The organism is Pseudoxanthomonas sp., assembly GCF_002863005.1.
Lineage (GTDB): Bacteria > Pseudomonadota > Gammaproteobacteria > Xanthomonadales > Xanthomonadaceae > Pseudoxanthomonas_A.
The window spans coordinates 46996-68633 of sequence record NZ_PKDG01000010.1; the positions used below are offsets into that span (position 1 = coordinate 46996).

Below are 21638 nucleotides of genomic sequence, written 5' to 3' on the forward strand. Positions count from 1 at the left end.
GCTGAGTAAGCAGTCTACGCCGCCTCCCCGCGAATGGATTCACGCGATGGCTCAGGCGATGCCCAGGCCCGGGATCGCCGTGATCGCGTCCGGATCGAATCCGGCCAGCTCGGCGAAGTGACGGCCACGCGCGACATAGTCGCGGTACTGACCGAAGCTGGGCGCACCAGGCGACAACAACACCACGCCCTCATCGCCCAACGCCTCGCGTGCGGCGGCGATCGCCTCCGGCAACGTCTCCACCCCGATCAGCGTGAACCCCGCCTCGCTTGCCACGGGCGCCAGCAAGGCGTGGATGCGCGGGCCGTTGGCGCCCATCGTGATGATCGTGGCCGGCGCGTCGTGGCGCATGTGCGAAGCGAAATCGGACCAGTCCACCCCACGGTCGTGCCCGCCCACCAGCAGCGCGATGCGCCGTCCGGCGAAGCACTCCAGCGCGGCGAGCGTGGCATGCGGCGTGGTGCTGATCGAATCGTTGACCCAGGTGATGCCGTCGCGCGTGCCCATCGCCTGCAGGCGGTTGGGCAACGGACGGAACGACTGCGCATGCGCCGCCAGCGGCAGCGCATCGATGCCCCGTGCTTCCAGCGCGGTCAGCACGGCGCACAGGTTGCTGCGGTTGTGGCGCCCCGGCAGCGGTAGCGGGCGGGTGTCCATGACGAACACGTCGCCGCGATACAGGTCGTCCTCGCGCAGGTGCCAGCCGTCGGCGTGGTTGAACCAGCGCACCTCGCTGCGCGGCAGGTCCAGCGCAGCCAGGTGCGGATCGGCCGCGTTGAGCACGGCGATGCGGGGATGCGCAGCGGTGACGAGCTTCAGCTTGTCTTCAATGTAGCGTGCCTCGCTGCCGTGCCAGTCCAGATGCTCGGGAAACAGGTTCAGCACGATCGCCACATCCGGTCGCGCGCCGCTGTCGGCCACATCGCCGGTCTGGTAGCTGGACAGCTCGATCGCCCAATCTTCCGGCGCCGGCTGCGGATCCAGCACTTCCAGCATCGGCAGGCCGATATTCCCGGCCAGCACCGTGCGTCTGCCTGCCGCGCGCAGCAGGTGCGCCAGCAGCGAGGTGGTGGTGCTCTTGCCCTTGGTGCCGGTGACGCAGAACGTATGCGCGACCACTCCGTCGGTGCCCGCGTGTTCGCCGAACCACAGGCCGGTGCCGCCGATGAAACGCGTACCGGCGTCCGCCGCAGCCACCGCGGCGGGCGTGTTCGGGCTGATCCCGGGCGACTTGATAACGATCTCAAACGCCGACAAGCGTTCGGCGGTCACTTCGGTTTCCATCGAGAGCAGCGGATCGCCCAGCGTCGCGGCCTCTGCGGCTTCCTGCGCGTTGCAGAACAGCGTCAGCGGCAGCGAGGGAAGCCGCGCGCGCACCACGTGGTGGGCGGCACGACCTTCGCGCCCCCAGCCCCACAGTGCGACACGCCGACCCTCAAGCTGCGAAATTCGCACGCAGACGCTCCCACAGCGCAGCGGGGATGCGGTGCTCGCCGCTGATCTCGAGCAACGGCGCCACGACCAGTTCCGATGCTTCGAGTTGCGGACGGATCTCGCGGTTGAAGCGCGCGACGATCACGTCCTCTCGCCATTCAGGCCGGTCACCCAGCGTCGCCATCGCCGCGCGCGATTCCTGGCCTTCGCCGACGCACTCGAACGGCTTGTGGTCCTGGTACTCCAGCAACGCGTCGAAGCCGCCCGTCTGGTTGGCGTCATCCAGCAGGTTGCGTCCGAAGATGCCGACCAGGCGCGGCTTGGGCATGAACGGCGCCAGCGCGAGGAATACGAAGTGGCACTTCGGGCACACACCGCACCAGCGGTTGGTGGGGCGCTCGCCGAGCAGATGGAAATTGCGGTTGCAGCTGGAGAAATGCGCGTCGTAATGGTCGGTGCGGGCGAACTGCCGCGCCACCGCGAGCTCCGACAGCGGACGCAGCAGCGAGTAGTACTGCAGGTCGGCGGCCACGTGCGACTGCACGTGCACGCCGAACGCGCTCTCGAACGCCCAGCCCTTCGACCACTGGTGGTTCACCTCGCCGGTGCCCGGAATCATGCTGCCGTAGCTGGCCGAGCGCTCGTTCGAGAACACCACCTGGTCCACGCCGTGCAACAGCGCCGCCAGCACCATGATCGCCGAGTTGATCGCGGTGACCGGGATGTGCCCGTTCCACGCGCCCTGGCGGTTGTATTCGAACAGCTCCGGCGCCAGCGCGCGGCCGATGTTGAGCGTCGGCAGGCCCGTGCGCGCCGCGCAGGCCGCGATCAGCTGCGAACCGCCGATCCAGGTGACGGTCTGCTCGATGCCGGCACCGCGCAGCGCCTCGATGCTGACCAGCGAGTCCTTACCGCCGCCGATGGCGACCAGTGCGTGCTCGCGCAACCCTGCCGCCGGTGCGGCCGACGGCGTCTGGGCGCCGACCGGGAAGCGCACGCGACCATGCAGGCTCAAACCGTTCCGGTAGGCGAACTCGCCCAGGCCGTGCACGTACACCTGCTCCATCATCACGGCAGTGGCCGCGTCGATCGCGTAGCCGTCGATGCGGATCTCGTTCGGAACGGCCGCCTTGTAATAGCTAACGCCGGTGATCAGGTGCAGCAGGCGCAAGGCCCGTTCGACCGCCTGCGCACGCGTGGCGTCCAGCGCGAACGGCGCGCCCGGTACGGTCACCGTCTCGGTCAGCTCCGGACCGTCGTCGAAGGCGTACACCAACCGCGCGACACCGGCCTCCGCATCGAAGGAACAACGGACGAAACGGAAAGTGCGGATGCTGGATTTGTCGAAAGTCGTCATGCGTGATCCGGGGAAAGTGCGGCCCGTCGGCGCAGGTAGCGGCGGCAGGCGAAATATTCGATGGCGAACAACGGCGCAGCGCCGAACACAGTCGCGAGCAGCGAGCCGTAGAAGACGAGGACCGGCAGCCAGGCCAGCGCCTCGTCCGATCCGCCTGGGTGGCTGGCGGCCAACGAGTCGATCGCGATCGCGGTGACCGCCCAGGCGGACAGCGACAGCGGAAACAGCAGCAGCACCACCAGCAGCAGGCGCAAGGTCATGCCGCCCGCCTTCCAGCGTTGGCCCGCGCGCTGCGCACGCGCCTGCCATCGCGTGACGAACCAGGCGCCCAGCCCGACCGCCAGGAGTGCAGCGGGCGCAAACCGCAACGCTGCCGTGAACTCGGCGACGCCCGGCATGCGGCGATCCGCATCCATCAGCACCACCACCGCGATGCTCAACAACGCGGCGGTCAGCAGGCTGGACAGGACGAACTCAGTGCGCGGCGACATCGCCAAACACCCCATCGATCACATCCTCCGCCGGCAAGCCGCGCAGGTTGTAATGGCTGGCCATCACGAACCCATACGCGCCGGCGTCGGAGAACAGCAGCACGTCGCCTTCCGCGGTCGCAGACGCGAGCTTGCGGCGCTTGCCGAAGATGTCGCTCGATTCGCAGATCGGGCCGACCACGTCGAACGGCTCCTGTTCGGCATCGTCGAGACGCGACAGGTTGGTCACGTCGTGCCAGGCGTCGTACAGCGCCGGGCGGATCAGCGTATGCATTCCCGCGTCGCTGCCCACTCGGCGGATGCCGAGCTTTTCCACGACCTGCGTGACGTGGGCCAGCAGGACGCCCGACTCAGCGACCAGGTAGCGGCCCGGCTCGATGACGAGCTGGTACGCCGGGTACGCAGCCTTGATCGCGGCCAGGCCCTCGCCCCACGCCGCCAGGTCGAACGGCTCGTCGCCTTCGGCGTAGGGAATCGGCAGGCCACCGCCGATGTCGATCGTCTCGATGGTGCCGATCTGGTCGGCCAGTCCGCCGAGCTCATCGGCGATCTGGTTCCAGTGCTGCGCGCTTTCCACACCGCTGCCCAGGTGCGCATGCAGGCCGACGACGCGCACGTCGATCGCGCGGGCCGCTGCGAGGAAGGCCTCCAGCTTGGCCAGCGGCAGGCCGAACTTGGAGGTCTTGCCGCCGGTCTTCACCTTGTCGTGATGGCCGTCGCCGCGCCCCAGGTCGACGCGCAGCCACAGGCGGCGACCACGGAAGATCTCGGGCCATTGCTGCAGCGCCTCGACATTGTCGAGGGTGACGTTGATGCCCCGCTCCAGCGCGAATGCGTACTCCTCGCGCGGCGCGAAGCTCGGCGTGAACAGCACGCGCTCCATCGGCAGCGCAGGCGCGATCTCGAACACGCGCTCCAGTTCGCCGCGCGACACGCACTCCAGGCCGAATCCTTCTTCCACCAGCGCCCGCAGGATGGCGGGATGCGAATTGGCCTTGATCGCGAAGAAACGATGATCGACGGCCGTGATCGCGGCCAGCGCGCGGGCACGTGCGCGGACGATGTCCAGGTTGTAGGCGTAGCGCGGCGTGCCGGCCTGCGCCAGCGACAGCAGCCGTTCGCGGGCGGCAGGCGCACTCCACCAGCGCACGCCGCGATGGCGGACCGCGCCGTTGATCTCCCGCCAGCTGGGGCCGAACACGCTGGCCTCCTCGACGGGCATGGCGCCGCTGTCGATCAACGCCTCGTGCAGCAGCGGCAGCATGCCGTCGGCATCGGCCTCGTCGATCACGAAGGTCAGATTGAGGTCGTTCGAAGACTGCGAGATCAGGTGCACGCGCTCGCGACCGAACATCGCCCACACATCGGACAGCTTGTGCAGCAGCGACCGCATGCCGCGCCCCACCAGGGTGATGGCCGTGCACGGTGCGATCACCTTCACCCGGCAGATCTCCGCCAGGTCGGCCGACAGCGCGGCCAGCACGTCGGTGTTCACCAGGTTTTCGCTGGGGTCCAGCGACACGGTGACGTTGGTCTCCGACGAACCGATCAGGTCCACCGAAAGACCATGCTTCTTGAAGCGCGCGAACACGTCGGCCAGGAAGCCGACCTGCTGCCACATGCCGATGCCTTCCATCGAGACCAGCACGATGCCGTTGCGGCGGCTGATCGCCTTCACGCCCGGCACGGTCAGGGCGTTGCCGTCGATGGTGGTACCCGGCAACTCCGGCCGCTCGGTATCGAGGATGGCCATTGCCACACCGGCATCGCGGCATGGCTTGATCGAGCGCGGATGCAGCACCTTCGCGCCGGTGGTCGCGATTTCCTGCGCTTCGTAGTAATCCAGTCGCGTCAGCAGGCGCGCATCGGGCACTTCGCGCGGATTCGCGCTGAACATGCCGGGCACGTCGGTCCAGATTTCCACGCGCTGCGCACCGAGCAGCGCACCGAAATACGCGGCGGACGTATCCGAGCCGCCGCGGCCGAGGATGGCCGTGCCGCCATCCGCATGCCGCGAGATGAAGCCCTGCGTCAGCAGCATCGTCGTCGGTTGGCCCGCGAACGCGTGGCGCCAGTCCTGGTCCGGCGCGGTGTTGCACGACACCGACAGCCGCTGCGCCCACGGGCTCTGGTTCGGCAGGAAGTTCGCCTGCAGCCAGTGCCGCGCATCGACCCAGCCGAAATCCAGTCCCTGCGCGCGCAGGTAGGCCACGCCGAGCGTGGACGAGAGCAGTTCGCCCTGCCCCAGCACCTCGGCCTGCCAGTCGAGCGCGCGGCTCGCGGCGCGCGGATCGGTCAGCAGGTTGCGTAGCGCCGCCAGGCGGTCGCCGAGCACGGCATCGGCGTCCAGCTCGAGTTCCGAGAGGAATTCGCGGTGGCGCTGTTCCAGTTTCGCCACGCGTTCCGCGCTGTCGCTCGCGCCGTCGGCGATGGCGGTCAGCTCGTTGGTGACCCCGGACAACGCCGACACCACCACCAGTACGCGCGCGCCCTGTTCGTCCGCCCGCTGTTTCGCCAGTTTGCCGATCGTGTCCCAGCGATGGCGACGCGACACCGAGGTGCCGCCGAACTTGAGGACGATCCAACGATCAGACGCAGGCGTGGCAGAAGGCATGGATAGAATGACGGGGAATGCCCGAACCCTTCGGGCGTGAACCGTCGATTCTAGCCCAAGCTCCCGCGCGCGACCGGACCGTACCGCATGCAACGAACCTCACACCGCTATCTGCAGGTCGATGTCTTCGCCGACCGCCCCGGCGCTGGCAATCCGCTGGGCGTCGTACTGGACGCCGGTGGATGGGACACGGCGCGAATGCAGGCGTTCGCCGCCTGGACCAACCTGTCGGAGACGATCTTCTTCCTGCCCCCGACCACACCCGACGCCAGCTACCGCATCCGCATCTTCACCCCGCGCCAGGAGCTGCCGTTCGCCGGCCATCCCAGCGTGGGCGCGGCATGGGCCGCGCTGCACGCCGGCCTGGTGCCCGGCTCCGCGACGCTGGTGCAGGAATGCGCGGCGGGCCTGCTTCCCGTGCGGGTGGAGGGCGACGGCCTGCAACGCGCGATCTGCCTGCGTGCGCCGTGGGCGCACCCGATGGATGTCGCTGCCGCCCTGCCCGAGCGCGACGCCGTGCTCGCTCGCTTGCCTGCGGCGGGCCTGCCCGCCGCGCTCTGGAACAACGGCCCCGCCTGGTGGCTGGTGGAACTGCGCGACGCGGCCGCCGTGCGCGCCCTGCAGCCGGACCTGCCGGCGATCGCCGCGCTGACCCAGGCAACGGGTGCGGTCGGGCTGGCCGTCTTCGGCCGCGCCGGCGTGCACGACGACCACGACTTGGCGGTACGCGCGTTCTGCCCCGCCGACAACATCCCGGAAGACCCGGTCACCGGCAGCGTCAATGCCTGCATCGCGGCCGCGCTGAGTGCCGCGGGCACGTTGCCCGGCACTGCAGGCCGCTATCTGGCCAGCCAGGGCCGCGAGCTCGGTCGCGATGGCCGCGTCCACCTGGCGGTGGACGACGAAGGCGAGGTCTGGATCGGCGGTCAGGTGCAGCCGGTCATCGAAGGCCAGGTGACTTGGTAAGCTGCGCCGCCCCCACGCGACAACGCCCCCATGACTCTCCGCCGCTACGTCCAACTGGACGTGTTCGCCGACCGCCCCGGCGCGGGCAATCCGCTGGCCGTCGTCCTCGACGCCGCCGGCCTCGACGATGCCGCCATGCAGGCCATCGCCCGCTGGACGCGCCTGCCCGAAACGACGTTCGTGTTCGCGCCCACCCGACCGGGCGCGAGTTACGCCGTGCGCATGTTCAGTCCACGCCGCGAAGTGCCGTTCGCCGGCCATCCCAGCGTGGGCACCGCGCACGTGGTGCTGGAGGCGGGCCTGGCCATGCCGGTTGACGGCCTGCTGATGCAGGAAGGCGTCGTGGGCGTGTTGCCGTTGCGTGTCGATGGCGATGGTGCGGACCGCACGATCGCCGTGCGCACGCCACGCGCGACGGTGGTGAAGGAAGGCGATCCCTCGGGCGACCGCCTGCTGGGCGCCGCCCTGGAAGGCCTGGCGCCGGGCGTGCTGCCCCCCGCTCTCGTCGACGGCGGCCGCCGTTGGTGGGTCGCCGAGGTGCGCGACGAAGCCACGCTCCGCGCTGCCTCGCCGGACTGGGATGCGATCAGTGCATTGGCGCGCGCTACCGAGAGCATGGGTGTCTGCGCCTATGCGCGGACGCCGGGCCGCGACTACGACCTGGCCGTGCGCGCTTTCGTCGGCGCGCCCGCCGCCTTCGAGGACGCGGCTTCAGGTGCGGCCAACGCGACGCTGGCCGCCTGGCTGGCGTCGCGCAACGCGTTGCCCGGCCGCGACGGACGCTACGTCGTCAGCCAGGGCCGCGAAGTCGGTTACGACGCGCGCCTGCAATTGCGCGTGGACCCCGCCGGCGATGTCTGGTCTGGCGGCCATGTACGCACCATCGTGACCGGCCAGATCGACTGGTAACGATGGCGGCTTCTTGTGGGAGCGACGTCAGTCGCGAAAGCGCAGTCCTTGAATGCGCCAGAGGCGACCGGTAGCGGCGAGCCGTCGCGACTCACGTCGCTCCCACAAAGGCAAGAGCCTACTTCGCCTCGTACACCGGCTTGCCATCCACCCACGTAGAGCGGACGTGCAGCGCATCGAGCTGTTCGCCCGGCACGGCCAGCGGATCCTCGTCGAGGATGACGAAGTCCGCACGCAGGCCGGGAGCGAGCTTGCCCACCTCTGCCTCGTCGTGCGCCGCCCATGCCGCATCGGCAGTGAAGCCGCGCAGCGCTTCGGCCGCACTCAGGCGCTGATCGGGCATCCAGCCACCCGCGGGGGCGTCGTGTCCGTCCTGGCGCGTCACCGCGGCGTGCAGTCCGCGCCGCGGATCGACCGATTCCACCGGAAAATCCGACCCCAGCGCGAGCTTCGCGCCGCTCGCCTGCAGGCGCTGCCACGCATAGGCACCCTTGATGCGTGTCGGACCCAGGCGGTCCTGCGCCCAGGGCATGTCCGAGGTCGCATGTGTGGGTTGCATTGACGCGATCACGCCCAGTGCGGCGAACCGCGGGAATTCCGCCGGCGCCACCACCTGCGCGTGCTCGATCCGCCAGCGGTGGTCGGTCTTCGCCGCATCGCCCAGCGCGCGGGTATACGCATCCAGCACCAGCCGGTTGCCGCGGTCGCCGATCGCATGCGTGGCCACCTGCACGTGGCAGCCGCGCGCCTTGCGCATCGCCGCTTCCAGCGCCGCCGGCTCTGTCACCAGCAGGCCACGGTTGCCGGGATCGTCGCTGTAGTCCTCCAGCAGGGCAGCGCCTCGGCTGCCGAGCGCGCCATCGGCATAGAGCTTCACGCCGCGCATCTGCAGCCTGCCCCCGGCATGCCGGTACAGCCCGGCCGAACAGAGATCGGCCAGTGCACCGCTGTCGCCATCCGCGTAGGCGTCGATGCGGAGCGGCAGGCGACCTTCATCGGCGAACTGCCTCATCAGCGCCAGGTCCTCGCGCGACACGCCCATGTCGTGCACCCCCGTCAGGCCATGGCGCACGGCAGCCTGCGTGGCCTTCTCCAGCGCCTGTCGGCGATAGGCCGCATCCGGTGCCGGCACGATGTCATTGACGAGCGACATGGCGGCATCGATGAACACCCCGGTAGGCTTGCCTGCGACGCGCTCGATGCGCCCGCCCTCGGGCTGCCAGTCACCGTCCAACGGACGCGATGCCTTCGCAGCGACGGCACGCAACGCCGCGCTGTTGCCCCAGCCCGCATGGCCATCCACCCGCTCAAGCCAGACGGGACGGTCGGGAAACGCCTCATCGAGATCTTCGGCCGTGGGAAAGGCCTTGCCCGGCCAGTCGTTCTGGTCCCAGCCACCGCCCAGCAGCCAAGCCCCCGGTGGCAACGACATCTCGAAAGCGCGCAGGCGCGCGATGACCTCGGCCTTGTCCGCCGCATCCACCAGGTCCGCCCGCATGAGCGCGTAGCCCAATCCCATGACGTGGCCGTGCGCGTCGATCAGACCCGGAATGACTGTCTTGCCCGTCGCATCGATGCTTTTCGCGCCGGGATACCGTGCCAGCAGATCACTCGCATCACCGATCGTCAGGATGCGGCCGTGCTCGTCCCATGCCATCGCTTCGACGAGAGGGCGTGCAGGATCAAGGGTATGCACGCGCGCGCCGGTCACCACCTTCACCTGGGCCTGCACGACGCCCGTGCACGCAAGCAAGCCCGCCACTCCCCACGCCAAATGCCGCATATCCCACCCCCGCATTGATCCAGCGCGGGACTATGCGCGGAGTGGGCCGGCACGGCAACGCCCATGGAAAAGGGGCCTTGCGGCCCCTTCTCGCGACTCTCGCCCGCCTACCACATCGGGCTCACCATACCCGCTCCGTCATTCCGGACGCACGTCGACGCGTACGCGCATACGATCGCCCGGGTGGTAGCCGGTGCGGGTACGGTAGGTACGGCCACCATATTCGTACGTTACGTCGTACCCTGAAACGCGCCCGTCGCGTTCGTAGCGTTCATCGTATCGACCGTCGTTCGCGGGCACCGGATCGCAGACGCGCACCTGCCCGCGCTGCACCTGGCGGTTGCGCTGGCTGTTGTCGTAGATGGATCGGCCCGCCATGCCGCCGACCATGGAGCCCACCGCCGTGCCGACATAGCGTCCGCTGCCGTCGCCCACCTTGCTGCCCAGTACCGCACCGGCGATACCGCCGATCACGGTGGCCACGGTACGGCCAGCTTCGTTGCCTCCGTTGGATACGCGGCGTTCGCCATAACCGTCCTGCCCGTAAACGTCGCGATAGTCGCCGCTGTCGTAGACATCGCCGTAGTCGCGAGTCCCGTAGACATCGCGACGATAGTCGTCCCGCGCATAGACGTCGTCGGCATCCCGGTAGTAACACTGCTGGGCCGCGCCGCGCGTCTCACGGTAGCCGTTGTCGATGACGGGGTCGACGCGGACCACGCGCGCGAAGTCGTAATAGGGTTCGTCGCCGTAGCGGTCCGTCGTGCCGTAATAGCGCGTGGACTGCGCGGATGCCACGCCGGAAGCGAGCAGACCGATGGCCAGCACGGTGGCGGATAGACGCTTCATGTCGGGTACTCCCCCACGCCGGATTGGCGTGCTGGCATGCTCGGCCGATGCGGGTGAAACATGGCTGAACTCAGCCGGTTTTCGCGGCCCGGTTTAGCCATTCGACAGCTTGCGCGGCAATGCAGGCCGCTTCGCGCCCAAGCAACGGCCCGACATGCGAACCTGAAACCGTTTGCAGCACCTCCGCGCCCCAGGCCTCAGCCATCGCGCGCGTGATCGCAGGCGGCACGTCGTCGTCTTGCGCGGACGCCACGCACAGCATCGGGCATGCGGGACGTTCCGCCGCGACACCGCGCCGGGCTTCGCGCAGCACGGCGCCGGACTCGTCGCGCCAGTGGCGGAACGCGTACAGCGTCGTTGCGTCGTCCGCCTCGGGCAGTGCCGTGCGCGTGCCGGACAATCGCGCGTCGCGCCGCCACGGCACCACATCGGGCCAGTCGCGTGCCGGCATGTCCACGTGCCACGGCGCCGGCGGCAACGGATTCACCAGCACCACCGCATCCGCACCCTCGGCGGCATCCAGTACGAGCAATCCGCCCAGGCTCGCACCGACCAGCACGCGCGGCCGCGGCAATGCCGCCAACGCCGCGCGCACCTGCGCCTGGTAGTCCTCGATATGCGTGGCCGCCACGTCGCCGCGCACGGGCATGAGGTCGGGGGCTGCCACCTGGAAGCCCGCCGCCTCGAACACGCCACGCCACACATTCCATTCCCAGCCGCCACCGCCCGCGCCGTGCACGAACAAGGCGGCCCGCGTGCCCGTCAAAGCAGGGTCGCCTCCAGCGATACCGGCACCGACAGTGCGCGCGAGATCACGCAACCCGCCTTGGCCTGCTGGGCGATCTCTTCGAACTGCGCCGCGCTGATCCCCGGCACGCTCGCCGAGACGGTCAGCTTGATCGCGGTGATCGTCGGGCCCGGATCCATGCCCGGTTCCATCGTCGCCTCGGCGCGCGTCTGCAGCTTGTCGGGCGTGAAGCCCGCCTTGCCGAGTACCGCCGACAACGCCATGGTGAAGCAGCCGGCATGGGCGACCGCCAGCAGTTCTTCCGGATTGGTGCCCTTCTCGTCGCCGAAGCGGGTCTTGAACGAATAGTTCTGGCCTTCGAACAGGCCGCTCTGCGGCGTGCTCAGGCTGCCCTTGCCGGACTGCAGATCGCCAGCCCACACCGCATCCGCGTAACGCTTAAAAGCCATGGTCGTGCTCCTCGGGTCAGGGGAAGCGAAGGGTACACCGATGGATGTTCACGCCATGTACCGCAGTGCGACTTGACCCCTCCCCCGCACCCGCGGATGCTGGCCGCCCGCCATGACCGCCCGCCGAGCGCACGCTCACGGGACGCGCTCAGCCCGGACAGCCATGACGGCCCTTCGACCCAACCCACGGGAGGAACGGCCTCATGTCGTACAGCACACAACAGATCCGCAACGTGGCCCTGGCAGGCCACCCCGGCGCCGGCAAAACAACGCTCTTCGAAGCCCTGCTGCATGCCGGCGGCGCCCTCCAGGTGGCAGGCACCATCGAGCGCGGCACGACCGTCTCGGATCACGATCCGATCGAGAAGACGCGTGGCCATTCCATCGACACCGCCATCGCCAGCACCGACCACGGCGGCATGCACGTCAACCTGATCGATACACCGGGCTATCCCGAGTTCCGGGGCCCGACGCTGTCGGCCCTGTCGGCCGTGGAAACCGCGCTGATCGTGGTCGATGCCGACAGCGGCGTCGCCCATGGCACCCGCCGCCTCATGGACCGTGCCGCGCAGCGGAACCTGTGCCGCGCCATCGTGATCAACAAGATCGACCAGGAGGGAGCCGACTGCGCCGCCATCCTCGCCGCATTGCGCGAGGAGTTCGGCCCCGAAGTACTGCCAGTGAACCTGCCGGCCGACGGCGGCAAGGCGGTCATCGATTGTTTCTGGCAATCGACCGGCACGTCCGACCTGGGCGATGTCGCCGACTGGCACCAGAAGATCATCGACCAGGTGGTGGAGATCAACGAAACGGTGATGGAGCACTATCTGGACCTGGGCGAAGGCGGCCTGTCGGGCGAAGAACTGCACGATGCCTTCGAGCAGTGCCTGCGCGAAGGCCACCTGGTGCCGGTGTGCTTCGCCTCCGCGCGCACGGGCGTGGGCGTGAAGGAACTGCTGGACGTGGCCGAACGCCTGTTCCCGAATCCGGCCGAGGCCAATCCGCCGCCTTTCGTGAAACTCAACGGTACCGGTCCGCAGCCGATCGAGGCCGTGCCCGACCCGCGCGCGCACGTCATCGCCGACGTCTTCAAGATCGTCAACGATCCGTTCGTCGGCAAGCTGGGCATCTTCCGCGTGTACCAGGGCACGCTGAAGAAGGACACGCAGTTGTTCGTCGACGACGGCAAGAAGCCGTTCAAGGTGGGCCACCTGTTCAAGCTCAAGGGCAAGGACCACGTGGAAGTCGACCAGGCCATCCCCGGCGACATCGCCGCCGTGGCCAAGGTCGAGGACCTGCATTTCGACGCCGTGCTCCACGACAGCCACGACGAGGACCACATCCATCTGGCGCCGATCGATTTCCCCAAGCCGATGTTCGGCCTGGCGATCGAAGCCGCCAGCAAGGGCCAGGAACAGAAGCTCTCTCTCGCGCTGCAGAAGCTGGCCGAAGAGGATCCGGCGTTCATCGTCGAACACCAGCCGGAATTGAACGAAACCGTCATCCGAGGCCTCTCCGACCTGCACCTGAGGGTGATGCTGGAGCGGCTGAAGGACCGTCACGGTGTCGCGGTGACGACGCGACCGCCACGCATCGCGTATCGCGAAACCATCGGCGCGAAAGCGGAAGGCCACCATCGCCACAAGAAACAGACCGGCGGCGCGGGGCAGTTCGGGGAAGTCTCGCTGCGCGTCGAGCCCCTGCCCCGGGGCAGCGGATTCGAATTCGTCGACGAAGTGAAAGGCGGCGTCATTCCCGGCCAGTTCCTGCCGGCCGTCGAGAAAGGCGTGCGGCAGGTGCTGGGCAGCGGCGCGCTGGCGGGCTATCCGCTGCAGGACATCCGGGTCGTCGTCCATGACGGCAAGCACCACGCGGTCGACAGCAAGGAAGTCGCCTTCGTCGCGGCCGGGAAGAAGGCCTTCCTCGACGCCATCGCCAAGGCGCGGCCGCAGGTGCTGGAACCGGTGGTCGATCTGGAAGTCGTCGTGCCGGAGGCACAGGTGGGCGACATCACCGGCAGCCTCGCGGGCAAGCGCGCCCGCATCAACGGTACCGACGCGGTGCGCGACGGGATTGTGGTGAAGGCACAGGTGCCGCTGGCGGAACTGGACGGCTATGCGGCCGAGTTGAAGTCCATGACCGCCGGCCAGGGACGCTACAGCCTGGACTTCAGCCACTACGAAGCGGTACCACCGAACGTGCAGCAGAAGCTGGTCGACGCGTACAAGCCGCGCCACGACGACGAGTGAGCCGGGGTGCGTCATGCGGTCGCGGTGGTGGCGACCGTCCTTGCGCATCGACGCATGCGAAAGGTGATTTGGTCATGCCGACAGGCGATTTCCGACACGCGGCGACGGAAAAACACGAAAAAAGCGAAAAAAAAGCGGTTTCGGGGCCTTCCTGCCCTTGGCGGCGCCATTCCTTTGCCCTACATTTCGCTTGCCGATGCGATCGGCCCGATTACCCAACCACTCGACAGTAGAGACAGGACACATGGCAAAGAGCACCAAGAAGGCCGCGCCGAAAAAGGCCGCCAAGAAAGCTGCACCGAAGGCCGCCGCCAAGCCGGCCGCCCCGAAGCCGATCAAGGAAGCGCTGAGCAAGTCGGGCCTCGTCGCCCACATCGCCGAAGCGACCTCCGTGGCCGCCAAGGACGTCCGCGCCGTGCTGGCCTCGCTGGAAAGCGCCGTGCACGCCTCGGTGAACAAGAAGGGCGCGGGCGCCTTCACGCTGCCCGGCCTGCTGAAGATCACGGCCGTCAACGTGCCGGCCAAGCCGAAGCGCAAGGGCATCAACCCGTTCACCAAGGAAGAGCAGTGGTTCGCCGCCAAGCCCGCCACGGTGAAGGTCAAGGTCCGTCCGCTGAAGAAGCTGAAGGACGCCGCCGCCTGATCGCGGCGCACCTCGCGTGACACGAACGGGACGGCCATGCCGTCCCGTTTTTTTTGATGCCGCTGGCCGCCCTTGCGAAGCCCCGGCATCGCCCGCACGTCATCCTTCATCTCCCCACGACAAGGTGCTCCGCGCATGAAGATCCAGGGCTTCCTCGACCATCTGCTGAAATCCTCCAGCGGCAGCGGCAGCGTACTCAACGCCGACTTCGGCAAGGGCGCGATCAGCGGCGGCGCGCTGGGCCTGCTGCTGGGCAAGAACAAGACCACCCGCAAGCTCGCCACATACGGCGGCCTGGCCGCGATCGGCGTGATGGCCTATCGGGCCTATGGGGACTACAAGCGCCAGCAGGGAGGGTTCGCCGCCGGCGCCGGTCCGCAGACCGTGGATCGTCTTCCGCCGCCGCAGGTGGAGCTGCACAGCCAGGCCATCCTCACGGCGCTGGTCGCGGCAGCGAAGGCCGACGGCCACATCGATGCGCGCGAGCGCGACGTGATCGAAGGCGAATTCGCCCGACTCGGCACCGACGGCGATGTACAGCAGTGGCTGCATGCCGAGCTGGAGAAGCCGCTGGACCCGGCGGACGTCGCGCGCGCCGGCAGTACGCCGGAGATCGCGTCGGAGATGTACCTGGCCAGCCTGATGGTCGCCGACGAACAGAGTTTCATGGAGCGCGCCTATCTGGATGAGCTGGCGAAGCAGCTGAAGCTGGATCCGTCGCTGAAGGCGCAGCTGGAACGCCAGCTGGCGCAGATGCAGTCCTCGCCGCAGGGCTGATCGCATGGTGCGGCCCGCCGCGCGGCGCCTGAGGCGCTTGGCCTGGACGCTGTTGTCGCTGGCCGTGCTGGCGATGCTGCTGGCGTGGGCATGGGGCAGGCCTTTCATGGCCCCTGCCCGCATGCTGTGGGATATCTCGCGGGCGCCCGCGCCGACCGCGTTGCCCGTTCCCGTCGAGGGAGTGCGGGCGCGACAGGTGGCCGACACGTTCGGCGCGCCGCGAGGCCGCGACCGTACCCATCAGGGCGTGGACATCTTCGCCAGGCGCGGCACGCCCGTGGTCAGCGCGACGCGCGGGATCGTGGTGTCCATCCGCGATGGTGGACTGGGGGGCAAGCAGGTGTGGGTGCTCGGCCCGGGACGCGAGCGCCACTACTACGCGCACCTGGACGACTGGGCGCCCGGCCTGGCCGACGGCCAGGTCGTGCAACCCGGTGACGTGCTGGGGTTCGTCGGCACGACCGGCAATGCGCGAGGCACGCCACCGCACCTCCATTACGGCATCTACGGCGCCGCTGGCGCTTACGATCCGTTCCCGCTGTTCACGGCGGGCGCGGCCTCCGCGACCGTCGACTGAACCGCCGCGCCGCCGGGCGGAACAGTCCATCGCGGGGGCGACGCTCGTTACCCACGGCGTGTGGGCCTATCTTTGATTCGTCCCCGACGCGTGCCTGTACCGCTGCCATGCCCAACGACTCCCACCGCTATCGCATCACCGTCACGCCGATCGAGGGCGATGGCCAGCCCTCCCCCGGCCGCTGCACCATCGAGTTCGAGCATGGCTGCCACGACGACTGGATGCGCATCCTCGAGAACGTCCAGCGCCAGCGCGGCCTCAGTGGCGACGAGCGCGCCGCACTGGTCGTCGGCACGAAGCTGCTCAGCGGACTGATGCTCGACCACCGCAAGGATTCCGACGACCTGTTCGCCCCCCTGCGTCCACACATGGGCACGTTCATCGCCGCGCTGAAGACGCGCAGCCGGGACGGCAGCTGACCTTCCCCTGCGGCAGTCCGTAGCGATGAAAGCGCGCAGCGCCGACGACGCCCACCGGCTCGAGGACCTCCCGAACATCGGGCCGTCCATCGCGGGCGACCTGCGCGGCATCGGTATCCTCCGCCCCGGCGACCTGGTCGGCCAGGATCCGTACGCGCTCTACCAGCGGGTGAACGAGGCGACGGGCCAGCGCCATGATCCCTGCCTGTGCGACTGCTTCATCGCGGCGGTGCGCTTCATGGAAGGCAGTGGCCCGCTACCCTGGTGGCACTACACCGCCGAGCGCAAACTGCGATTCCGCAACGACCCTGCACTCGCCGGTTAGCCGTCGGACAGGCGGTTACGGCTAAGGTGCGGCGACCCGTCACGGAGCTTTCCATGCGCACCCGCCGCCGCTTCCTGGTCGCCGCCTTCGCCGCCACCGCCACGCTCGCCCTCTCGGGCTGCGAAACCCTCAATGCAGTCACTGGCCTGTTCGGCAACCAGATCAACTTCACCCAGCCGCAGCTGCAGCGCTACCTCAATCAGAGCTTCCCGCGCGAGTTCGACAAGCTGGGGGGACTGGTCTCGGCCACGCTGACCAATCCGCGCCTGAGCATTCCGTCGGGCGATGACCGCCTCCGGCTGGACTTCGACATCGGCGTCAGTGCGCTCGGCGCTCGCGATGTCAGCCGTGGCCACTTCGCGCTCGCCAGCCGACTACGCTATGACCCCGCGACGCGCGGGCTGCACCTGGACAATCCCGAAATCCTGTCGGTCGACGTGCCGGGGTCGGGTTCGCTGATGTCCGGCGGTACGCGCCAACTGGTCAACACCGTGCTGGCCGAATACGCGCGCAGCGAGCCGGTCTACCGCATCGACAACGACATCCTGCAGCGCCTGCCCGCCAGCAAGCGCATCGGCAGCACCCTGATCGAGGATGGCCGCGTGGTCATCCACCTGCAGTGAGGCAGCACGATGAAGACCCTGATCCCCCGTATCGCCCTGCTCTGCGCACTCGCGCTGCCCTCTCTGGCCGGGGCGGACAACGCCGGCACGCTCCGCTTCGACGCCACCCAGCTGCAGGCGGCCGCCCGCGCCGGCTTTCCTGTGGAGCACGCACTGCTCGAAGGTTTCGCCTCCCTGACCCTGACCGATCCGCAAGTGCGCATCCCCGTCCCGGGTGAGCGCCTGCAGTTGCAGATGGACTATGACGTCGGCCTGGCCAATGGCGACCGGCTCGAGAACGGCAACGTGGTGGTCAGCAGCGGACTGCGGTACGACCCCAACACCCGGGGCCTGCACCTGGTCGATCCCCGCATCGAACACATCGGCACCGGTGCGGCAGGCCGCGGTCTGCCGGGCGGCTCGCGCGAGGCGTTGCAGGAGCTGGTCGGCGAGTACGCGCGCACGCGGCCGCTCTACACCCTCACCGCCGAGGATCTCGCCCAGGCACCCGGCCCGCTGGATGCGGACTCGCTGCGGATCCGAGACGGTCACGTGGAACTGAAACTGGCCCCGCCCGTCACTCGCTGAGCGCGACAGACGCTGCGTACCGCCGTCGGGCGGTGCGCGCTCAGATCTCGAAGCGGTAACTCAGCTTGACCACCAGTTGCTCGTCGTCGCGCAGGCGCAGGCTGTCCTGCAGCAGGCCGCCCACGTCGTCGGTTCCGGTACGCTGATCGTAGCCACCACGCGCGTAGACCACGTAGAGGTACGAAAGCGGCGCCAGCTCGTAGCGGTAGCGGATCTGGAAGCCGAGGTTGCGCACGCTGAAGTCGTCCACCGTATCGGACGCGGCCAGCGCATGGCCCAGCGCATCGAAGCGCCACGCATCCTGTACGCGGGCATCCAGCGCGATCGCCTGCATCTTTACCCTCAGTTCGTGGCGGTCCGCCATCACCCAGTCCAGCCCCGCGTCGAGGCTGACCTGGCGGCGCCGGAAACCGCCGACCAGGTCTTCGCGCTGCCAGACCAGCCAGTCGGGGGTGTACAGCGCATAGAAGCCGCCGTAGAGGCTGAAAGCGTCGTTGATGAAGTACGTACCGGTGTAACCCACGCCGCCGCCCAGCTTGCGGTTGCCCGCCAGGCCACCGCTGACGATCTCCATCTCCGTCTCGTGCGCCCAGTCGCCCTTGCGCGGCCGCTCGTACTCGAAGTAGGTGTTGAAGTTCGCCGGCAGCCGGATCACGCCATTGCCGCGCAGCACGGTATCGGCCAGTCCCGCGCTGTTGACGTTGATCTGCGCATATTCGTAGCTGCCGTTGCGCAACTGGCCCTCGCGGCTCATGCGGAACTGGTCATTGAGCTTGTCGCCATGGTTGTTGTGGCTACTGCTGACGCGCCAGCGCCAATCCTTGGAGGCGTAACGCGAGTCCGCCGGCATGTCGGTGAAGCGTTTGCGCACTTCCCAATGCAGGTAATTGGTGCTGTTGCGCGACAGGTAGCCGAAATCGTTGAGCTGCAGATCGTTGCCGAAGTGCATGGCGATCCATTGCTGGCGCCAGCCGTGGTCCATTTCGTAGTCGGCCCATACCGTCGCACCGACATCGCCGGTATCGCTGCCGGCCTGGTCGATGCGGCTGCCCAGCAGGCGCGTACGGATGTTCCAGCGCGCGCTTGGGCGCCAGTTGTGGTCCACGCCCAGCACGGTGGCCTCGCGATCGCGCGAAGGATCGTCGACGCGGGTCAGCATCGCGCCGAGGTTCTGGCTCTCGAAGTCGCGTACCAGCCGCACCGCGTGGTAACTGCGTCCGGTGGCGCCGTCCTCGTCGGCGGAGAACAGCCCGTAGTTGGCCTTGCCCAGGCTGCCGTTCAATTTCACCGCCGCGACGATGTCGCCGGTGCTGCCCACGCGGCGCGTATAGAGCTGCTGGCTGTCGTCCGACGGCGTGGTCAGTTCGAAAATGCCCTGGTTCTCGGTGAAGAACGGGCGCTTGTCGCTGATGAAGGTTTCGGTGGCGCTGAAGTTGACTACCAGGTCGTCTGCTTCGACCTGGCCGAAATCCGGCTTCAGCGTCGCGGTGAGCTGGAAGCGGCCATTCGGTTTCCAGAACAGATCGGCACCGGCATTCAGGTCGCCCTGCCCGCCGACGTTGTCGTACAGGCCGGAGACATAGGGCGTGATCGCCAGCAGCGACTGGTCGTAGCGGGCAACCGTGACCGGTGCGAAATCGGACAGGAAGCGCGGCCGCTCGAAACTCGCCTGCGGCCAGGCCATGCGCTCGCCGGTCGCGCCGATCACGCGGGCAAGGAAGACTTTCAGCGTGCGCTGGCCGTCGGTGCCGTCGCGCATGGGCGCGGTATGCCAAGGGACCAGCAGTTCCACAGACCAGCCCTGCTCGTCTTCAGCCACCGCGTGGCGCCACTGACCGTCCCAGTCGTCGCTGAACTGGTTCTCGTTGGTGATGATCTCGTCGGCGATGCCGCCAGTCGAGCTGACGGTAAAGGCATATCCCGTCCGGCCATCGCCATCGAAATCGATGAAGGCGTTCACGCGGTCGACCTGTTCGTCGAAGTCGCGTTGCACCTTCTGCCGCGTGCGCGGAACACTGGAGGGATGCGTGGCCCGGAAGGCAATGGCGAGACCATCGGGCGTGGCCAGGATCCATGCCTCCGTCGCGAGCGAGCCCGGCTCGCCGGTCAGTGGCTGGGTCTTGCGGAAGTCGGTGACGTGGCGTGCTTCCTGCCATTCGGCAGGATCGATGCGGCCGTCGATCTCGACGGCATGGGCAAGGCTGCACGGCAGGGCCAGCGCGAGCAGGCCGGCGAATCGGGTCAGGGTCATGGCAGGCGGGTGGTGGTCCGGTGCGCGCACGTTAGCGGCGGGAAACACGGGCCACACCTGCCTTCGGTCATTTCAACCTTTCGGCTTCCCGCGGCATCCGTGCCAAGTGGAGATCAGCGCCCTTTCTTGGGCTGCAGCATCGTGCCCGTGCATTTCTTGCTGCCGCAGCGGCAGGCCCAGATCTTCTTCAGGCGCGCGGTGTGCGGCTCGGCAAGGGTGATGCCGTAGTTGTAGGTCAGCTCTTCGCCAGGCTTGATGGCGCGGATCGCTTCGATGAAGACCTTGTCCTTCTTGCGGTTCTTGCCGTCATGCTCTTCGATGACGGCCTCGCAGTTCGGGTCGCAGCTGTGGTTGATCCAGCGCGCCTTGTTGCCCTTGTGGTTGGCATCGATGACGTAGTCGTCGTTGAGCGTGAACAGGAAGGTGTGGCCGGAGTCGACGTCCCCGGTGTCGTCGGCGTCGACTTCTTCATGGGTCCGTCGCTTGCCCTTGTACTCCACCACGCGCTCGCCCTTCTCGATCGGCGCGATGGCGAACACGCCGTTACCGTGGATGTCGGATTGGCGGGCTTCGATCTTGCGGGGCATGCGGGGGTCCGGCGGGAGGGAGGAAGGGGGATTCTCGCCCATGCGCAGGGCGTTTCCCAACTTTCGCTCGCCTGAACGCTGCGGCTGCAGCAGGTGGCCGGTCTGCGCGGGGCCGCGCGTTCGATGCCCGTTCCCCTTATTGCGACCACCACCATGCGCGCCAGCCCGCTCCTGTTCACCACCGCCCTGTGCCTCACTCTGTCCGCCTGCCAGCCTGCGGAAACGCCGACGACGGCCCCACTGCCGTCGGCCGCGCCGAGCGCTGCCGACCTGCTCGCGCGCGGCGAATATCTCGTGCGAACCACCGGCTGCAACGACTGCCACACGCCGGGCTACGCCGAATCCGGCGGCACGACCGACAAGGCCGGCTGGCTGGTGGGTTCGCCGATGGGCTTCCACGGGCCGTGGGGCACTACCTACCCGAGCAACCTGCGGCTGCGCATGCAGCAGCTCACCGAAGCGCAGTGGCTCGAGTACAGCGCCAACCTGCGTACCCGCCCGATGATGCCGGACTTCGCCGTGCGCGCGATGACCGAGGAAGACCGCCGCGCGATCTACCGCTTCGTGTATTCGCTCGGTGCCGCCGGCCAGCCCGCGCCCGAGGCGCTACCTCCGGGACAGACCCCGCCGGCGCCCTACCTCGGCCTGGTGTTGCCGACCCCGCCGGCGGACGCGCCTGCGGCCCACTGAAGGCCTGCGGCCGCCTCACCAGGGGAAGAGGCGGCCGTTGAACATCCAGACCAGGCCCAGTGCCAGGCCGAACACGGTCCAGAACAGCTGGCCCAGCCCGCGGAACAGCTTCACTGCCAGGTAGACGCCGCCGATGGCGAGCAGCACGCGCCAGAGGAAGCGCTGGTCCAGTCCGTGGGCGGACGGGGCGGTACCGGAGGAGGCGTGGGAGGTGTTCATCGAAGCGTTCCTGGAAGGGACTGTCCGGGAGTGGACGGGGCCCATGTTCCCGATATGCGGGTCGCCGCATCAGTCGCAGCCGTCAACCATCGCGGGTGACATTCGTCAGCC

General features: G+C 68.3%; 22 protein-coding genes. 11 read left to right on the plus strand and 11 right to left on the minus strand.

Annotated features, from left to right (window positions below):
- Positions 1 to 51: 51 nt before the first annotated feature.
- Genes murD through CYU89_RS03455 form a run of 4 tightly spaced genes read right to left on the minus strand, consistent with a single transcriptional unit; the run spans position 52 to position 5896 of the window.
- Positions 52 to 1455, minus strand: coding sequence for a UDP-N-acetylmuramoyl-L-alanine--D-glutamate ligase (gene murD, locus CYU89_RS03440; RefSeq protein WP_296278821.1), 1404 nt, complete (start codon positions 1453 to 1455; stop codon positions 52 to 54).
- A complete protein-coding gene (gene murL / locus CYU89_RS03445; RefSeq protein WP_296278822.1) occupies positions 1436 to 2791 on the minus strand; it encodes a UDP-N-acetyl-alpha-D-muramoyl-L-alanyl-L-glutamate epimerase in 1356 nt (451 codons plus the stop codon). The genes murD and murL overlap by 20 nt, the downstream gene beginning before the upstream one ends.
- Positions 2788 to 3282, minus strand: a complete 495-nt coding sequence (locus tag CYU89_RS03450) for a hypothetical protein (protein WP_296278823.1) — start codon at positions 3280 to 3282, stop codon at positions 2788 to 2790. Before CYU89_RS03450 ends, murL begins: the two co-directional genes overlap by 4 nt.
- Positions 3266 to 5896 (minus strand): bifunctional aspartate kinase/diaminopimelate decarboxylase, encoded by a 2631-nt coding sequence (locus CYU89_RS03455; protein WP_296278824.1) that lies wholly within the window; start codon positions 5894 to 5896, stop codon positions 3266 to 3268. The genes CYU89_RS03450 and CYU89_RS03455 overlap by 17 nt, the downstream gene beginning before the upstream one ends.
- An 87-nt stretch (positions 5897 to 5983) precedes the next feature.
- On the opposite strand from CYU89_RS03455, the gene CYU89_RS03460 reads away from it, so the two are divergent.
- The gene (locus CYU89_RS03460; protein WP_296278825.1) at positions 5984 to 6862 is read left to right on the plus strand and encodes a PhzF family phenazine biosynthesis protein; all 879 of its coding nucleotides are present in this window, start codon (positions 5984 to 5986) and stop codon (positions 6860 to 6862) included.
- Positions 6863 to 6892: 30 nt separating this feature from the next.
- Positions 6893 to 7771 carry a PhzF family phenazine biosynthesis protein gene (locus CYU89_RS03465; protein WP_296278826.1) on the plus strand — a complete coding sequence of 293 codons (879 nt, stop codon included), beginning with the start codon at positions 6893 to 6895 and terminating at the stop codon, positions 7769 to 7771.
- A gap of 118 nt (positions 7772 to 7889) precedes the next feature.
- Here CYU89_RS03465 and CYU89_RS03470 read toward each other — a convergent pair whose 3' ends face one another.
- From CYU89_RS03470 to CYU89_RS03485, 4 genes are all read right to left on the minus strand, one after another.
- Complete coding sequence (locus tag CYU89_RS03470) at positions 7890 to 9524, minus strand: amidohydrolase (protein WP_296278827.1); 1635 nt, start codon at positions 9522 to 9524, stop codon at positions 7890 to 7892.
- A 168-nt stretch (positions 9525 to 9692) separates the two neighbouring features.
- On the minus strand, positions 9693 to 10403 hold the full coding sequence (locus tag CYU89_RS03475; protein ID WP_296278828.1) for a glycine zipper 2TM domain-containing protein: 711 nt from the start codon (positions 10401 to 10403) through the stop codon (positions 9693 to 9695).
- Positions 10404 to 10473: 70 nt separating this feature from the next.
- Entirely contained in the window at positions 10474 to 11169 is a 696-nt protein-coding gene (locus CYU89_RS03480; protein WP_296278829.1) for an alpha/beta fold hydrolase, read from the minus strand.
- A complete protein-coding gene (locus CYU89_RS03485) occupies positions 11166 to 11600 on the minus strand; it encodes an OsmC family protein (protein ID WP_296278830.1) in 435 nt (144 codons plus the stop codon). The genes CYU89_RS03480 and CYU89_RS03485 overlap by 4 nt, the downstream gene beginning before the upstream one ends.
- Positions 11601 to 11803: 203 nt before the next feature.
- On the opposite strand from CYU89_RS03485, the gene fusA reads away from it, so the two are divergent.
- The 8 genes from fusA (at position 11804) to CYU89_RS03525 (ending at position 17780) form a co-directional block, all read left to right on the plus strand.
- A complete protein-coding gene (fusA, locus tag CYU89_RS03490) occupies positions 11804 to 13849 on the plus strand; it encodes an elongation factor G (RefSeq protein WP_296278831.1) in 2046 nt (681 codons plus the stop codon).
- Between the two features lie 244 nt (positions 13850 to 14093).
- A complete protein-coding gene (locus CYU89_RS03495; protein WP_296278832.1) occupies positions 14094 to 14492 on the plus strand; it encodes an HU family DNA-binding protein in 399 nt (132 codons plus the stop codon).
- Positions 14493 to 14627: 135 nt separating this feature from the next.
- A complete protein-coding gene (locus CYU89_RS03500; protein ID WP_296278833.1) occupies positions 14628 to 15269 on the plus strand; it encodes a tellurite resistance TerB family protein in 642 nt (213 codons plus the stop codon).
- Between the two features lie 4 nt (positions 15270 to 15273).
- Positions 15274 to 15846 carry a M23 family metallopeptidase gene (locus CYU89_RS03505; protein ID WP_296278834.1) on the plus strand — a complete coding sequence of 191 codons (573 nt, stop codon included), beginning with the start codon at positions 15274 to 15276 and terminating at the stop codon, positions 15844 to 15846.
- Between the two features lie 107 nt (positions 15847 to 15953).
- Complete coding sequence (locus tag CYU89_RS03510) at positions 15954 to 16265, plus strand: DUF3861 domain-containing protein (protein WP_296278835.1); 312 nt, start codon at positions 15954 to 15956, stop codon at positions 16263 to 16265.
- A gap of 25 nt (positions 16266 to 16290) precedes the next feature.
- Positions 16291 to 16590, plus strand: a complete 300-nt coding sequence (locus CYU89_RS03515; RefSeq protein ID WP_296278836.1) for a helix-hairpin-helix domain-containing protein — start codon at positions 16291 to 16293, stop codon at positions 16588 to 16590.
- Positions 16591 to 16643: 53 nt separating this feature from the next.
- On the plus strand, positions 16644 to 17213 hold the full coding sequence (locus tag CYU89_RS03520; RefSeq protein ID WP_296278837.1) for a DUF1439 domain-containing protein: 570 nt from the start codon (positions 16644 to 16646) through the stop codon (positions 17211 to 17213).
- A gap of 9 nt (positions 17214 to 17222) precedes the next feature.
- On the plus strand, positions 17223 to 17780 hold the full coding sequence (locus CYU89_RS03525; RefSeq protein ID WP_296278838.1) for a hypothetical protein: 558 nt from the start codon (positions 17223 to 17225) through the stop codon (positions 17778 to 17780).
- Between the two features lie 40 nt (positions 17781 to 17820).
- Here CYU89_RS03525 and CYU89_RS03530 read toward each other — a convergent pair whose 3' ends face one another.
- Together CYU89_RS03530 and CYU89_RS03535 are read right to left on the minus strand one after the other, a co-directional pair.
- Positions 17821 to 20031, minus strand: a complete 2211-nt coding sequence (locus tag CYU89_RS03530) for a DUF5916 domain-containing protein (protein ID WP_296278839.1) — start codon at positions 20029 to 20031, stop codon at positions 17821 to 17823.
- A 113-nt stretch (positions 20032 to 20144) separates the two neighbouring features.
- Complete coding sequence (locus CYU89_RS03535; RefSeq protein WP_296278840.1) at positions 20145 to 20618, minus strand: SET domain-containing protein-lysine N-methyltransferase; 474 nt, start codon at positions 20616 to 20618, stop codon at positions 20145 to 20147.
- A gap of 123 nt (positions 20619 to 20741) precedes the next feature.
- Between CYU89_RS03535 and CYU89_RS03540 the strand changes: the two genes are divergently transcribed.
- Positions 20742 to 21308, plus strand: coding sequence for a c-type cytochrome (locus CYU89_RS03540; protein ID WP_296278841.1), 567 nt, complete (start codon positions 20742 to 20744; stop codon positions 21306 to 21308).
- 15 nt (positions 21309 to 21323) lie between these two features.
- Here CYU89_RS03540 and CYU89_RS03545 read toward each other — a convergent pair whose 3' ends face one another.
- A complete protein-coding gene (locus CYU89_RS03545; protein ID WP_296278842.1) occupies positions 21324 to 21527 on the minus strand; it encodes a hypothetical protein in 204 nt (67 codons plus the stop codon).
- Between the last annotated feature and the right edge of the window lie 111 nt (positions 21528 to 21638).

Coding starts and splice junctions, on each gene's coding strand:
- CYU89_RS03545 (WP_296278842.1), bottom strand. CDS start 21,527: ATGAACACCTCCCACGCCTCCTCCGGTACCGCCCCGTCCGCCCACGGA.
- CYU89_RS03530 (WP_296278839.1), bottom strand. CDS start 20,031: ATGACCCTGACCCGATTCGCCGGCCTGCTCGCGCTGGCCCTGCCGTGC.
- CYU89_RS03510 (WP_296278835.1), top strand. CDS start 15,954: ATGCCCAACGACTCCCACCGCTATCGCATCACCGTCACGCCGATCGAG.
- CYU89_RS03455 (WP_296278824.1), bottom strand. CDS start 5,896: ATGCCTTCTGCCACGCCTGCGTCTGATCGTTGGATCGTCCTCAAGTTC.
- CYU89_RS03535 (WP_296278840.1), bottom strand. CDS start 20,618: ATGCCCCGCAAGATCGAAGCCCGCCAATCCGACATCCACGGTAACGGC.
- CYU89_RS03505 (WP_296278834.1), top strand. CDS start 15,274: ATGGTGCGGCCCGCCGCGCGGCGCCTGAGGCGCTTGGCCTGGACGCTG.
- CYU89_RS03450 (WP_296278823.1), bottom strand. CDS start 3,282: ATGTCGCCGCGCACTGAGTTCGTCCTGTCCAGCCTGCTGACCGCCGCG.
- CYU89_RS03495 (WP_296278832.1), top strand. CDS start 14,094: ATGGCAAAGAGCACCAAGAAGGCCGCGCCGAAAAAGGCCGCCAAGAAA.
- CYU89_RS03520 (WP_296278837.1), top strand. CDS start 16,644: ATGCGCACCCGCCGCCGCTTCCTGGTCGCCGCCTTCGCCGCCACCGCC.
- CYU89_RS03460 (WP_296278825.1), top strand. CDS start 5,984: ATGCAACGAACCTCACACCGCTATCTGCAGGTCGATGTCTTCGCCGAC.
- CYU89_RS03465 (WP_296278826.1), top strand. CDS start 6,893: ATGACTCTCCGCCGCTACGTCCAACTGGACGTGTTCGCCGACCGCCCC.
- CYU89_RS03525 (WP_296278838.1), top strand. CDS start 17,223: ATGAAGACCCTGATCCCCCGTATCGCCCTGCTCTGCGCACTCGCGCTG.
- CYU89_RS03485 (WP_296278830.1), bottom strand. CDS start 11,600: ATGGCTTTTAAGCGTTACGCGGATGCGGTGTGGGCTGGCGATCTGCAG.
- CYU89_RS03500 (WP_296278833.1), top strand. CDS start 14,628: ATGAAGATCCAGGGCTTCCTCGACCATCTGCTGAAATCCTCCAGCGGC.
- CYU89_RS03515 (WP_296278836.1), top strand. CDS start 16,291: ATGAAAGCGCGCAGCGCCGACGACGCCCACCGGCTCGAGGACCTCCCG.
- CYU89_RS03540 (WP_296278841.1), top strand. CDS start 20,742: ATGCCCGTTCCCCTTATTGCGACCACCACCATGCGCGCCAGCCCGCTC.
- CYU89_RS03475 (WP_296278828.1), bottom strand. CDS start 10,403: ATGAAGCGTCTATCCGCCACCGTGCTGGCCATCGGTCTGCTCGCTTCC.
- fusA (WP_296278831.1), top strand. CDS start 11,804: ATGTCGTACAGCACACAACAGATCCGCAACGTGGCCCTGGCAGGCCAC.
- murL (WP_296278822.1), bottom strand. CDS start 2,791: ATGACGACTTTCGACAAATCCAGCATCCGCACTTTCCGTTTCGTCCGT.